The sequence below is a fragment of the Deefgea salmonis genome (genome assembly GCF_020531905.1).
Lineage (GTDB): Bacteria > Pseudomonadota > Gammaproteobacteria > Burkholderiales > Chitinibacteraceae > Deefgea > Deefgea salmonis.
On record NZ_JAJAWG010000003.1, the window covers coordinates 190,359 to 204,664 of the forward strand.

The 14,306-nt window shown below is 47.1% G+C and carries 14 protein-coding genes; 8 read left to right on the top strand and 6 right to left on the bottom strand.

The features are described from left to right. The first annotated feature begins 92 nt into the window (after window positions 1-92). Window positions 93-506, top strand: coding sequence for an HIT family protein (locus LG219_RS07130; protein WP_226763830.1), 414 nt, complete (start codon window positions 93-95; stop codon window positions 504-506). Then, window positions 503-2,116, top strand: coding sequence for a cyclic-di-GMP receptor FimW-related protein (locus tag LG219_RS07135; RefSeq protein ID WP_226763831.1), 1,614 nt, complete (start codon window positions 503-505; stop codon window positions 2,114-2,116). The genes LG219_RS07130 and LG219_RS07135 overlap by 4 nt, the downstream gene beginning before the upstream one ends. On the opposite strand, the gene LG219_RS07140 is transcribed toward LG219_RS07135, so the two are convergent. The 6 genes from LG219_RS07140 to LG219_RS07165 form a co-directional block, all read right to left on the bottom strand. Further along, window positions 2,113-2,880, bottom strand: coding sequence for an MBL fold metallo-hydrolase (locus LG219_RS07140; protein WP_226763832.1), 768 nt, complete (start codon window positions 2,878-2,880; stop codon window positions 2,113-2,115). The two genes, LG219_RS07135 and LG219_RS07140, sit on opposite strands and share 4 nt — an antisense overlap. Window positions 2,881-2,883: 3 nt before the next feature. Continuing rightward, a complete protein-coding gene (locus LG219_RS07145) occupies window positions 2,884-3,492 on the bottom strand; it encodes an FHA domain-containing protein (protein ID WP_226763833.1) in 609 nt (202 codons plus the stop codon). Window positions 3,493-3,618: 126 nt separating this feature from the next. Beyond that, the gene (locus LG219_RS07150; protein WP_226763834.1) at window positions 3,619-4,446 is read right to left on the bottom strand and encodes a Stp1/IreP family PP2C-type Ser/Thr phosphatase; all 828 of its coding nucleotides are present in this window, start codon (window positions 4,444-4,446) and stop codon (window positions 3,619-3,621) included. A 518-nt stretch (window positions 4,447-4,964) separates the two neighbouring features. After that, the gene (mtgA, locus tag LG219_RS07155; protein ID WP_226763835.1) at window positions 4,965-5,666 is read right to left on the bottom strand and encodes a monofunctional biosynthetic peptidoglycan transglycosylase; all 702 of its coding nucleotides are present in this window, start codon (window positions 5,664-5,666) and stop codon (window positions 4,965-4,967) included. A 62-nt stretch (window positions 5,667-5,728) separates the two neighbouring features. After that, entirely contained in the window at window positions 5,729-6,610 is an 882-nt protein-coding gene (gene aroE, locus LG219_RS07160; RefSeq protein WP_226763836.1) for a shikimate dehydrogenase, read from the bottom strand. Between the two features lie 196 nt (window positions 6,611-6,806). Then, on the bottom strand, window positions 6,807-7,259 hold the full coding sequence (locus LG219_RS07165; RefSeq protein ID WP_226763837.1) for a rhodanese-like domain-containing protein: 453 nt from the start codon (window positions 7,257-7,259) through the stop codon (window positions 6,807-6,809). Window positions 7,260-7,535: 276 nt separating this feature from the next. Here LG219_RS07165 and glnA point away from each other — a divergent pair, with 276 nt between their 5' ends. From glnA to ntrC, 6 genes are all read left to right on the top strand, one after another. Continuing rightward, window positions 7,536-8,945: a type I glutamate--ammonia ligase gene (gene glnA, locus LG219_RS07170; protein ID WP_226763838.1), complete on the top strand. Its 1,410-nt coding sequence runs from the start codon at window positions 7,536-7,538 to the stop codon at window positions 8,943-8,945. A gap of 266 nt (window positions 8,946-9,211) precedes the next feature. Continuing rightward, window positions 9,212-10,675 (top strand): sensor domain-containing diguanylate cyclase, encoded by a 1,464-nt coding sequence (locus LG219_RS07175; protein WP_226763839.1) that lies wholly within the window; start codon window positions 9,212-9,214, stop codon window positions 10,673-10,675. Window positions 10,676-10,737: 62 nt separating this feature from the next. Continuing rightward, window positions 10,738-10,920 carry an Rdx family protein gene (locus LG219_RS07180; RefSeq protein ID WP_226763840.1) on the top strand — a complete coding sequence of 61 codons (183 nt, stop codon included), beginning with the start codon at window positions 10,738-10,740 and terminating at the stop codon, window positions 10,918-10,920. A gap of 179 nt (window positions 10,921-11,099) precedes the next feature. Beyond that, on the top strand, window positions 11,100-11,576 hold the full coding sequence (locus LG219_RS07185; protein WP_226763841.1) for a DUF4124 domain-containing protein: 477 nt from the start codon (window positions 11,100-11,102) through the stop codon (window positions 11,574-11,576). Window positions 11,577-11,737: 161 nt separating this feature from the next. Further along, entirely contained in the window at window positions 11,738-12,796 is a 1,059-nt protein-coding gene (gene glnL, locus LG219_RS07190) for a nitrogen regulation protein NR(II) (RefSeq protein ID WP_226763842.1), read from the top strand. Further along, complete coding sequence (gene ntrC / locus LG219_RS07195) at window positions 12,793-14,190, top strand: nitrogen regulation protein NR(I) (RefSeq protein ID WP_226763843.1); 1,398 nt, start codon at window positions 12,793-12,795, stop codon at window positions 14,188-14,190. Before glnL ends, ntrC begins: the two co-directional genes overlap by 4 nt. Window positions 14,191-14,306 lie beyond the last annotated feature (116 nt).

Genomic DNA, 14,306 nt, shown 5'->3' on the forward strand with positions numbered 1-14,306 from the left:
TGCAATATAGGGCGCGATATTTTTTGCGCCCTATTTTTTAAGCAAAATGCTTTTGCGCAGTAATCATTAAATGAAAATGCATGAGGTTGTGAATGCAGGCTAACTGTCTACTGTGTACCACCGAGGGTGGTGAATTAATTTGGCAAAATGATTTCGCTCGAATTATTTTGGCCGATGAAGCCGGCTATCCAGGACTATGCCGGGTGATTTTAAACGCGCATCGGGTTGAAATGAGCGATTTAACTCCGTCTGAGCGAACTCAATTAATGAATATCGTTTGGGAAGTCGAGCACATCGTTCGGCAATGCTTAAATCCGCATAAAATTAATTTAGCCAGCTTAGGCAATATGGTGCCGCATGTGCATTGGCATATTATTCCGCGCTGGGAAAATGACCCGCACTTTCCGGCTCCCATCTGGGCCACCGCACAGCGCCAAGCCGAACCGATGGTCAGCACGGATCAATTGGCACAATTAAAACAACAACTCATGCACATCGTCGTATGAGTACGCCATCGCCGCTCACTGCCACGGATACGCCAAGCACACCGCCGCCATTTCAAGACGCGAGAAGCGCCAGAGATTGGCTGAAATTACTGCCTTTAATTAATGTGCCGGTGGCGCATGCCGAAATCCGCTCAGCCATCACCGCACTCAATCACAGCCAGATTGCGGCTTTAGATCGCTTAAAAATCATTGAGCAATTTCGCGAAACCATCCATGTCGTACAAGATGGGTTTTTAAATCGTTATACCCAAAAAGCACTGCCACTGACCGAGATCGAACATCAATCTTGGCAAGATGCACTCACGCTGTGGCAAGACTTAGAACAAAGCTACGCATCGATTTGGCAAGCAGCTATTGCCGGACAGGCCGATATCGCCGAATACATGACTTTACTGGCTGAACGAACGTTGTATTACAGCTTGCAAGTTAATATTGCTTATATTTTGGTGCACCGTGTGATTCCAGCCACGCAGTGGGCGCAGCAATTTAGTCATTACAACCAAGCACAGCGCTTGGGTGTGGCGCAGCAAAAAGCCAAAGACAGTTTAATGGCCATTGGCGGCGTCACCACGCCAGAACATATCTTTATCCATAGTTTATTGCTGTCGGCGGCCAACCCGTTTCAATATAATTTGCGCTACTTAAGCTGGATTTGTGCATGTTTAGAAGTACTTTCTAGTCGCTGCGCCTTAGAGCATATTGCCGAAACGCTACCGAACCGCCCAGCTTTTACCATTGATTTTGAATTTCCCGCTGCGCCAGAGCGTCGTGACCGGCCCAGCAAAGACAGCCAAATGGCCATCAGCACTTTGCAATTGGCCCAAGCACTGAGTAAACGCATTAAATTACTCCGCCGTGGCGAAATGCCGGAAAAAATCGGTTTAGGCACTGCATTAGGTGTGCCTGCGGCGGAGGCACTACTCACAGATTTATATCGCCAATGGTGCGAGCATCCAGTAGAGCGCTGTTTAGCACGTCGAGCCAGCCAAAAAACTACTCAAATCGGTTTTGGCCTCAGTAATTTACATGCATGGATGGCAAAAGACCGCTTTACACCACCACCGCAAGCCGAGGCGCAAATCAGCAGTGAAGAATTAATGCAAATTCGTTTATTTGGCCAAACCAGCACGCCTTCGCAACCCGCCCCGCTGATTCGTACCACGCCTTGGCAAGTACTGGATGAAACCGCCACCGGTTTACGCTTACAAGGGGCTGTTGGCGAGGAGAGAATGGCTTTACAGCAGCTGTTGATCATTCAAGACCAGCAGCAGTATTTGATGGGACAAATTCGTTGGCTGTCAGAGGAAAACCAGCAGCTGACAATCGGAGTGCAACTCTTACCCGGTGTGCCGCAAGCGGCCTCGATTCGCGCTCAAGACGCCGCGCGTTTTGGCCAAACCGACTATATCGACGTGTTATTGCTGCCGGCCATGGTCGCCTTAAAAGTCCCTAATTCCCTGCTATTGCCAACGGGCTGGTTTCGGCAAGGTCGTTTGCTTGAACTCTGGGATGGCTACCGCAAAATACGCATTCGCTTAGTGAGTATTTTAAGTCGCGGTGCTGATTTTGAACGCATTCATTTTGTGGGCTCAGGTGGATTAGACCATTAAAAGCAGATGGTTTCTCCTTGAATCAAGCGCCGCACCGCTGCTGCTGGCTGCAAGGCTAAAATCTCGGCCATTGTTTGCTGATCTTCGCTCGGTTTTAAATGCGTAATTAAAACCTCAACCCCCGCCGGCACGGACCTTAGCTCGGCCGCTAAAGTGCTCGGGCACAGATGTTTGGCCAATTGGGCGAGTTTGGCATTGGATTCGGCAAACGCCGTTTCAATAATCAATATCTTTAAATTTTCAATTTGATTCACCGCCCGCCAAAACGCAGCCCCGCCAATGGTGTCGCCACTAAACACCAGCGATGCCGTAAAATTACTCACTTGAAACGCCAATGCCGCAATGGTGTGCTCGGCAGGCAATGCCGTAATGGCCAAAGCATCAACGCAATGCGTTTGCCCCACTTCAATCGCAGCAAAGCGCAGCAAGGGCTGCTCAGCCGACGGAATCACACTAAAGTCGGGCCAAATGTGCCAATTAAAAATATGTGTTTTCAACATTTGAATCGTCGCTGCACAAGCATGCACGATCACTGGACGCTTTCGTGCCCCCAAAGTGGCATCGAGCAATAAAGGCAAATAAGCAATATGATCTAAATGTGCATGCGTTAGAAATACGTGTTCAATTTGCAATAATTCGCGACTACTTAAATCGGCCACGCCGGTGCCGGCATCCAGCAAAATGGTTTGATTCAATAAAAACGCCGTAGTGTGGTGTGCGCCACCAATACCACCACTACAACCGAGTACACGCAATGAAGTCATAATTTACCGAAAGAAAAACGCCATTCGAATATCTAAAATTTCAATTAAATCTGCTTCATTTAATTGCTGCTCTAATGCATTAAGCAGCAACCCATTCACCCGTGGGCGCTCTTTTCCTTGCACATGAGCCAGAAAAAAGCCCTCTTCACGGCGCAGAATTTTTGCCACTTGTACACCGGCTTTACTCAATGTGCAGCACTCTTTATCAATCAAAAATTCACGCCCAGCATGAAGGCCAGTTAATACTCGTATTAACGCATTGCGTGGCGCTTCATGCAGATTCATTGGCATGGTTGATTCAAATTCGTTCACACTTTGTGCGGCATGATCTTGAATAAATTGCAGGCGATATTTGGCAATTTTTATTTCATCCGCATTATTTAATCGACTACGTTTTATTTTTTTACCATTGAGCGCCGTGCCATTTTTACTGTGTTGATCTTCAATAAAATAATCTTCGCCAATGCATTCCAGTGCCGCATGTACCCCTGAAACGGCTAAATGATCCAGCTGAATTTGATTACTCGAACGGCGTCCAATTAAAGTACGCTGGGCGCTTAGATTGATTTCTTTGACGGGTTTGCCTTCAAAACTTAATATTAATTTAGCCATAACTCCAAACTTTCAACGCCCTAACTCCTACACCGTCTTGGTGCCTATTTTGTCGAACTAAGATCGGCCCCAAATGATACTTTCAAATTCGTCAATCCACGTGGCGCAACACGTTATATCTAACGACTAACTAAACCAATGACCTACTTTTTTTAATAAACCCGTCTGTACTGAAAAATCACGATTAATTTTTACCAAAATCACAGAGATATTATCTTTACCACCATGGGCATTGGCTAATTCAACTAAGGTACTCGCCATTAAATTTAAATTGCACTCGGGCGCGGCCATTTGCAAAGCAATCACTTCATCGGTCAACATATCGCTCAAACCATCGGAGCAAAATAAATACAAGTCATCGATTTCAACGGCAAATTCATGAATCTCAGGCTGCACCTCTGGCGCAACGCCAACCGCGCGCGTCACCAGATTTTTATATGGCGCATGCCGCGCATCAGCGGCACTGATTAAGCCCGCATCCACTTGCTCTTGCAAAAAAGAATGATCATGCGACAACTGCAGCAACTGCTGCTGCCGAAAGCGATAAGCCCGCGAATCCCCCACATGCGCAATCGCTACCCGATTGTCAAAAAATAAGGCGCTCACCAAGGTTGTGCCCATACCAGCGCATTGCGGATGTTTTTCACCGGTTTGAAAAATCATCGCGTTAGAACGATTAATCGCAATGGCGAGCATTTCATAAGCTAACGTCGAGAGATTTTGCGCGTTTTTGCTGTGCAGTGCCATCATGGCCAATTGCGCTTGCATCACTTCATGCATCACCTCAACGGCAATGCTGCTGGCCACTTCACCCGCGTTGTAGCCACCCATGCCATCGGCCAACACCAAAAAACCCAACTCCGTATCGATACGAATCGTATCTTCATTGTGTGACCGTAAACGGCCAACATCGGTCTGACCCAACATCTCCAGCGCCGTGGCTAAGCTGCGCATTGGCCGCTCCTTACTTCATTGCAACAACACAGGGCTAAGAGCAAACGACAAGGTGTGATGAAGATGCTATTGGCGGCACCAGCCCACCAAAGTGGTATCAGCATACCGAGCAAGCCAAGACCGTGCCACTTGAGCAGACCAAGATGCAACACAAGGATTGATGCCTGATTGACAGGATTTGCTTTCACTAAAATAGCACTCACCTCAGGGGTATATTCGCGCAAACTATTGAATTAATACTGTTCAAGCCAATACATTAAATAACAAGCATGATCGACCACCACACATCGTTCTGGCTGGCGATTGCGACATGCTAAGCACCAGCGCTGACCATCGGCCCTGCTAATTCACAACAAACTTGAAGATCCATTTTTTAAATCGTCAGCCCAGATTCAATACGGCACAGCAAACGAGCTGCCGCATCGCACGAACGACAGAACTACATATTGCATGCTTGGCCTGTGCTCTAGCAAACTTCGCATGTGCAATCGATACGCTCTGTGGCTCAAACGTGGCATTTATGGAATTTCGGCATACGGCATGCGCCGTTGAATAATCGCCGCTTTACGCAATAAACGCCGATCTTTACGGTTTTTGTCAAAATAGCGCGGATTGGTCACCATCGAGGCGAGTTTGGCCGATTGCGCGGCGGATAATTTTTTGGCATCAATTCGATAATAATGCTGCGCTGCCGCTTGCGCGCCAAAAACACCATTACCCCATTCAATCACATTCAAATAGATTTCAAAAATGCGCTGTTTATCCAGCAAAGCTTCAATCATGACCGTGAGCACCGCTTCTTCCACTTTACGCAGTGGATTGCGACTGCCGGATAAAAATAAATTTTTTGCCAGCTGCTGGGTAATGGTCGAACCACCGGCAACAATACGGCCTTTTTGGATGTTTTTTTCCCACGCCGTTTGCAAACCTTCCCAATCAAAACCTTCGTGATCCAAAAATTTAGCGTCTTCAGCCGCCACTAAGGCGCGTTTTAAATGCGGTGAAATTTGCGGGTAATCGACCCATTCAAACTCCAGCTGCGCCGCCGGATTTTCGAGCTGTAGTCGTTCCAGCTGCGTTTGCATAAATGCGCTATCGCTCGGATTAATCCAGCGCCACGCCAAAATATGCAAAAACATCCAGATATTCCACAATAAAACTAAAATTAATAGCGCCGCCAAACCACGGCCAATCCAGCCTAAAATCCCCGTCTTTGTCATTATCTACCTATAGGTATATAAGCGCAGGCTATATCAATCAAAGCCTACATTCATATACATCATTAAATTTGCTCGCGCATCCACTGCAATACCGGCGCCACATCCGGCCGTAAACCGGTCCACAATTCAAATGCCTCTGCCGCTTGCCCAACGAGCATCCCCAAGCCATCGACGCGCTGGTGCACGCCCGCTCTACGCGCTTGCGCCAAAAATGGCGTTTCATTTTTGCCATACATCATGTCGTAAGCCAGTGCATTGGGCGCAAATATCGCATCGCCAATCGGTAAACGCTCGCCACTTAAGCTCGCTGACGTGCCATTGATCACCACATCAAACTGCAGCCGCTCAGCGATGACCACCTCATCGAGTAAATCATCAAAGCCCAGCGACAGCATCGGCAGCGATACATCCTGAGCATGCAGCCAAGGCGCAGCCACTTCATCCAATAACAGCTGCGCCTTGCTTTGCGTTCGATTAGCAACCGATAACGATTTGGGCTGTTGCTGTAAGAGCGGCAACAATGCGCCGCGTGCCGCGCCCCCCGCGCCGAGCAATAAAATCCGTTGATCCCGCAAATCAATATGGCGCAATAAATCGGCGACTAAACCAGCGCCATCGGTATTGTCGCCTTGCCAAGTACCGTTGGCTTGTCGCACCAAGGTATTGACCGCACCGGCAGCGGCGGCGCGCTCAGTCAGTTGCTCGCCGACCCAACGAAAAGCTCCTTCTTTAAACGGTACTGTCACATTCGCCCCACGGCCACCCGCATCAGCAAAGGCATTCACCGTCGCCGAAAAACCATCTAAGGGCGCGAGTAATTGCTGATAGTCAAAACTGCTTACGGCGGGATGATCTGCAAACTGTGCGGCAAATGCAGCATGAATCTGCGGTGATTTAGAATGCGCAATCGGATTACCAATCACAACATACGTCGGTTGAGTCATAGTGCGGCGCCCATTAAAAAGTGAGGTGTAAGTATTAAGCAGCCGTCTCTTGCATCGTTGCCTTGCCTTGTCATGCTCGAGGTCGATCGATGTACTGGCTGTGGTCTCGACGCCTTGCCATGCAACTGTTGTGCGAGGACTGAAGTGGAAGCACAGTCGTTAGCTTACAAATTCAGACACAGCTCAAACGACAACATCAACCTTGTGTCCAAGGTAATCCGGCCGCTTGCCAGCCATTTTTACTGCCGCGATGACTCTGCGCGTCTTTATCGCCTTCAAAGCCCTCTAAAATATTCATCGCCGCAGTGTAGCCGTGCTCAGCCGCCAAAATAGCGGCATCGTGTGATCGCACCCCCGTTCGACACAAAAACATGACGACGGCCTCAGGATCAACAGCCGCTTTTAACTGCACCAAAAAGTGCGGATTATTGGCCATGGTCGGATAGGTTTTCCATTCAATCATCTCCGCGCCGGGCACCACGCCAACAAACTGCCATTCAGCATGCGTGCGAACATCCACCAACTGCACATTGGGCAGGCTTTGCAATAAAGTCCACGCCTCGCTCGGAGTGACAACGCCCGCGTAAGGTAATCCCTGGCCTAAGGCGCGAGAACGCGCATTTTGCAAAATTTCATTATTTTGGCTCATCTCAAATTTCCTTGTTTGCGCTCTCCATGGAGCGATCTATTTTAGCGGCATGTCTTACGTTGCAGCTACTTTTATTGACGCACCAAAGCAGTGCGACGAATCAATGTATGCACTAAAAAAATACTCAAAAGTAAGTCCTCGACAGCAAAAAGATGTGGCACAATAGATTGCATGTAAGATTTTGATTGGCACACTTTGTGCTTGTAATCACTGCAACAGCATTTATTGCCGTTTTATTCCACTTTTTGTTCATACTCGTCCTACAGGAGCGACAACATGGCGGTAGCCGACGTTCTCAAGCTTATTAAAGAAAACGACATTCGTTTCGTTGACTTGCGCTTCACCGACACCATCGGTAAAGAGCACCACGTAACCGTTCCTTCTCACGTCGTTGATGAAGAATGGTTCGAAGCGGGTCACGCCTTCGATGGTTCATCGATCGCCGGCTGGAAAGGCATTCAAGCTTCCGACATGCTGTTGTTGCCAGACTCTGCAACAGCCAACATCGATCCATTTTTTGATGAGCCAACGCTGATCATGACTTGCGATGTGATCGAGCCAGCAACCGGTAAAGGTTATGATCGTGATCCACGCTCATTGGCCCGCCGCGCTGAAGCGTATCTGAAAACCACCGGCATCGGCGACACCGCTTACTTTGGTCCAGAGCCAGAATTCTTTATTTTTGACAGCATCCGTTGGAACACGGATATGTCAGGCTCGTTCGTAAAAATCGGTTCAGACGAAGGCGCTTGGGCGACTGCTGACGAAGTACAAGGCGGCAACTTAGGTCACCGTCCACGCGTTAAAGGCGGCTACTTCCCAGTACCTCCGGTTGACAGCCATCAAGACATCCGCGCCTCTATGGTGTTGATCTTGGAAGAAATGGGCGTGCCCGTTGAAGTGTTCCACCACGAAGTTTCAAACGCAGGTCAAAACGAGATCGGTACTAAATTCTCAACTTTGACCCAGCGCGCTGACTGGACTCAAATCCTGAAATACGTGGTGCACAACGTTGCCAACCAATACGGCAAAACAGCCACGTTTATGCCAAAACCAATCGTTGGCGACAACGGCTCGGGCATGCACGTTCACCAGTCAATCTGGAAAGATGGCAAAAACTTGTTTGCGGGTAATGAATACGCTGGTTTGTCTGAAACTGCCCTGTTCTACATCGGCGGTATCATCAAGCACGCTAAAGCATTGAACGCGATCACCAACCCAGGTACGAACTCGTACAAGCGTTTGGTACCGCATTACGAAGCACCGGTTAAATTGGCTTACTCAGCTAAAAACCGCTCTGCATCAATCCGTATTCCGCACGTTGCGTCTGAAAAAGGCCGTCGTATCGAAGCGCGCTTCCCAGATCCATTGGCAAATCCATACTTGTGCTTCGCGGCATTGATGATGGCGGGCTTGGATGGTATCCAAAACAAGACTCACCCAGGCGATCCAGCGGACAAAAACTTGTACGATTTGCCACCAGAAGAAGACAAATTGATCCCTACAGTTTGCTCATCTTTGGATCAAGCTTTGGAAGCACTCGATGCAGACCGTGAATTCTTGACTCGTGGCGGCGTATTCACTAACGAGTGGATTGATTCATACATCGAACTCAAAATGAACGATGTAAATCGTTCACGCATGAACGTGCATCCAGTTGAATTTGATATGTATTACTCTTTGTAATACCTGAGATCGTCCCGACCCGTTCGGGACAGCCCAGCAAACCCGCATACAGCCTAGCTTGTGCGGGTTTTTTCATGATCTACTCACAAAAAATACTCATCTTGAAATTCGCAATCGATTTTACTTTCAAACGACGCCAATCGGCAACCCAACACATCAATTGGCACTCAGCGCACAGCAGCACTTTAATGCACGCTGACATGAAGTTGTTACTATACTGATCAAAAGTATACAACAACCCAAAAATGATCTCACACACAAAAATCATGCCTGCCACTGCTTTTTTAGTCAGTTATCTCTGTGCGGGCATGCTGTCAATTCAACTTGGAACAATTAATCCCGGCAATATGGGTTTAATTTGGCTAGCGGCTGGTATTGGTTTATTTACTGTTTTGCAACTGGGTAAAACAGGGCTGATCGTCGTTTATCTAGGCAGTTTTGCGATCAATACGCCTTATTTATTTCAAGGCAATTGGCAACCTCAGATTGCCAGCATTTTAATCAGTGGCTTCACTTTTGCTGCCATTGATACCCTGCAATCATATTTAGCGGCTCGCGCCTATCAAATACTCTCAATTCATTATGGCGAGAATATGTGGCGGCAGCCGGAGGTATTGCCTAAAATTTGGTTTCGGGTTTGTTTTATTCCTGTGATGACCACAATGCCGCTATTTATAGCATTGCAAATTACTTCTGGAGCAATCCCCGTCCACTTAGATTCTATATTAATCCGCGGCATGATTTTAATGCTGGCAGATTCGTCAGGACTTATTTTATTTACTCCACTGTACCCCTACCTGAAGTCAAGAACATTAACTAAAGAATTTTTAAAACCTATTTATTTTTTGATCATGATTCCGATTCCAATTATTATTAATTATTTTATTTTAGATCGAACCTTGATTTTATTACTGCCTTTGATGCTGTACATTGCTGTCCGATTTAAAATTGCAGCGACCAATTTTTCACTCTTACTCATTACACTCATGTGTATTGGCTTAACAGCCAAAGGCTATGGTTTTGTGAACCCACAAAACATGATTATTTCATTATTACAAATCCAAATTTTTGTTTTTTCTATTACATTGGCTTTGCAATATTTAGCACAAACACAAACACAAATCATGCACAATCAAGCTTATCTGGAGCAAGAAGTCAAATCACGAACCGACACACTGGCAAAACTCAATCTCGAACTCAGTATTTTAGCCACCACCGATGAGCTGACCCAGCTGAATAATCGTCGTGAATGGCAATCAAAAGCCCAAGCAATTTTTTTAAATGCTTTGCGCTATCAAAAAAATATGAGTCTGATGATGATTGATGTCGATCACTTTAAAATGATTAACGATCAATACGGGCATTTATTTGGCGATCAGATTTTAAAAAAAATAGCCCACCTGTGCTTAATTAATATACGAGAAACCGATTTAGTCGCCCGCTGGGGCGGAGAAGAGTTTGTGGTTTTACTGCCTGAAACAACACTAGAACAGGCTCAAATTGTTGCCGATAAAATCAGACGCGCGATTGCCGATAACTCATTTTTAGCCCCTAAAAACCAGCTCATGAACACAACGGTGAGCCTCGGCATCACCAGTTTGCTCAAACAAGATCAAACTTTGGATGACTTATTGTCCCGCGCCGATAATGCCATGTATTTAGCCAAAGCCAATGGCCGCAATTGTATACAAACGGATACCCCAGAGTCCGCCTACCTAAAAATACATTAAATCGATTGTCTTTAGCCCACAATGCTAGGCAAAATAGCGCCTTGACTTTAATTTTGATCATCATGAACTCAAGCAAAAAACCACGCATCGTGATCCATTACTGCACTCAGTGCAGCTGGCTCTTGCGCAGCGCATGGCTGGCCCAAGAATTACTCTCTACTTTTGCTTTTGAATTAGGCGAAATAGCATTGCAACCGGGTACGGGTGGCGTCTTTTTAATCCATTGTGATGATGTATTAGTCTGAGATAGAAAAATTGAAAATGGTTTTCCTGAGGCCAAAGTTTTAAAACAAAGAATTCGCGACCTGATTGCGCCCGACAAAACTTTAGGACATTCGGATAAAAATACCGATTAAATACACTTGAAATACAATTCATACGCTGCTGATTAGGCACAAAGCGCAGGCTGTGATACCTTTCTGTTATGCACTCAAAACGACTAATTGCCCTTCTATTTCTCTGCAATATGGCGCATGCCGATATTTACAAATATGTAGATAGTAATGGCAATGTGACATTTACTAATTCACCCATTAAAGGTGCCGTGCGCATCATGAGTGAATCACAACCTGCAGCCAACCCAGTTCGCCGCAATAACGAGAGTGTTAAATCTCCTCGGGTTGCTGCCCCTTCGCCAATCAATTTCCCCAAAGTCGATGCAGCAACGCAAAAAAATCGAGACAGCAATCGTAAATTAATTTTAGAAGAAGAGCTCAGCAGTGAACGCGAGCTATTAAACAAAGCCCAAAAGAACCTACAAGACGCTGATGCCAATCGCTCCGCTGCCGAGCAAGCCAATCCTAAGCTCTATCTTGATCGTATTGGTCGCTTGCGCGAAGCCATTGTGATGCATGAAAAAAACGTCACCGCACTGCAAGCGGAGCTAACGCGAGTGCGTTAAAGCGGCTGATCGAGCGCTGCAGCACCAATATTGTGCAAGGTTGAGAACGATTGGCGCAGTGTGGCCATCAAAAGCTGGCCTAAATTTTGCTTTAAGGAATTGATCCTTCAGCGCGACAATATGTCTTTTTCAAATGAGTTTGTATCCGATGGAGCCGCATTATGAGCCATCCTATTTTTTCTGGCCTCGATTATCTCGATGCTGCTGTCTTAGCAGTCAATCAAGATGGCTATATTAGTTATGCTAATCCAGCGGCAAATAGTTTATTTAATATTAAACAAAATGAGAAACAATCTTTAGTGCAATGCTTTGGCGAAAATTCGCCTTTAGTTTTTGCGGCACAAACTGCATTAGAAAAACGGATCTCAATCACTGAGCACGAACTGATTGTTTTTGGCATTGAGGGTGAAATGTATGTCACGCTGGATGTCACGCCCATTGAATCAGTAGCGGCAACGGTGCTACTCGAAATACGTCGTATCGATCAACAGCGCCGAATTATTAATGAAGAGCGCTTGCAAGCGCAGCAACAAGCCAATCGTGAGTTAATTCGTAATTTAGCGCATGAGATTAAAAATCCCCTCGGCGGCATTCGCGGCGCAGCCCAATTATTGGCGCATGAATTACCAGATCCACAACTCAAAGAATATACCGACGTTATTATTGACGAAGTATCTCGCCTGCAAAGCTTGCTCGATCGCCTACTCACGCCACATCGTTTACCACAACTGAAAGAACTCAATATTCATGAAGTCTTAGAGCGTGTTCGCAGCCTTGTTTTGGCCGAAACGCCTAATGGCTTAGCGGTAAAAAGAGATTACGACACCAGTATTCCGACGTTAATTGCCGATAAAGAGCAATTAATTCAATCGGTGCTCAATATTGTGCGCAATGCCATTCAAGCCATGTCCAATATTGGCGAGGTGATTTTACGCACGCGAATTGCCCGTCAAGTCACGCTCAACCGTCATCGCTACCCATTGGCATTACGCATCGATATTAGTGATAACGGCCCTGGCATCCCTGAGCATTTAAAAGAAACCTTATTTTATCCATTGGTGTCAGGACGTCCAGGCGGGACTGGCATCGGCTTACATTTAGCACACACGTATATTGCCCAACACCACGGCGTGATTGAATTTGACAGCCGAGCGGGTCACACCACATTTAGTCTTTTTTTGCCCCTTAATGCATGGCAAGACACAGGAAGCGCATCATGAAACCAGTTTGGGTTATTGACGATGATAAATCGATTCGCTGGGTGTTTGAAAAAGCACTCAGTCGCGAACACATTACCCATACCGCCTTTGCATCGGCCACCGAAGCGCTGCTTCAATTACAAACCGAGCGCCCACAAGCGGTGGTGTGTGATATCCGCATGCCCGGCGAATCTGGCTTAAATTTTTTAGAGATCGTCAAGCGCGACTGGCCTGAAATCCCCGTGATTATCATGACCGCGCATTCTGATTTAGACAGCGCCGTTTCGGCGTTTCAAGGCGGCGCATTTGAATACCTTGCCAAACCATTTGACGTCGACCAAGCGATTGCACTGATTCGCCGCGCCATGCAAGAAAGCGAAGTGCGCAGCCCTAATCATGAAGCCGATTCAGCCGTAGCTGAAATGCTCGGCCAAGCCCCCGCGATGCAGGATGTATTTCGCGCGATTGGCCGCCTATCTCATTCGGCGGCAACCGTCATGATTACCGGTGAATCCGGTAGCGGCAAAGAGCTGGTTGCCCGTGCGCTGCACCGGCATAGCCCACGCGCGAATAAAACTTTTGTTGCCATTAATAGCGCAGCGATTCCCAAGGACTTACTCGAGTCTGAATTATTTGGCCATGAACGTGGCGCTTTTACCGGGGCAGACGCCAAACGGATTGGCCGCTTTGAACAAGCCGAAGGGGGCACGCTCTTTCTGGATGAAATTGGTGACATGCCATTTGATCTGCAAACACGTTTATTGCGTGTGCTGTCAGATGGTTTTTTCTATCGCGTTGGCGGTCACCAGCCTATTAAAGCCAATGTACGAGTCATCGCCGCCACGCATCAAGATCTTGAAGACCGAGTCAAAGAAAAACTATTTCGTGAAGACTTATATCATCGCCTCAATGTCATCCGTTTGCGCCTACCGGCATTGCGCGAACGTAAGCAAGACATTCCGCTGCTGACCAAGCATTTTCTGGCGCAGTCGGCTAAAAACCTCGACGTTGAAATCAAACGCCTCAGTGACGCGGCAATGCAACAGCTGACTCAATATCATTTTCCGGGCAATGTTCGCCAGCTCGAAAACATTTGCCATTGGATCAGCGTCATGGCGCCCGGACAATGCGTTGAAAGCAACGATTTACCTCCCGAGTTACAAACCCCAACCATCAGTAATCAACTGGTTGGTGACTGGCAATCATCACTAGCGGCTGAAGTTAAGCACCGCCTACAACGCGGCGACAGCCGGATTTTAGACAGTATGATGCTCGATTTTGAGCGCACCGTTATCGAGCAAGCCTTGGCGCAAACTGGGGGTAAACGAATAGAAGCCTCGGAACTACTAGGCTGGGGACGCAATACCCTAACTAGAAAAATTCAAGAACTCGGAATCGACGAGCATAGCGCCTAATTACAAATTTAGCGCAGCCTAAAGTCCACAACCGCCAATACAGTGCATTTTGCAAAATGACGAACCATAAAAAAGCCCTAGGATTTCTCCTCGGGCTTTTTTGCAGGCTGACGATA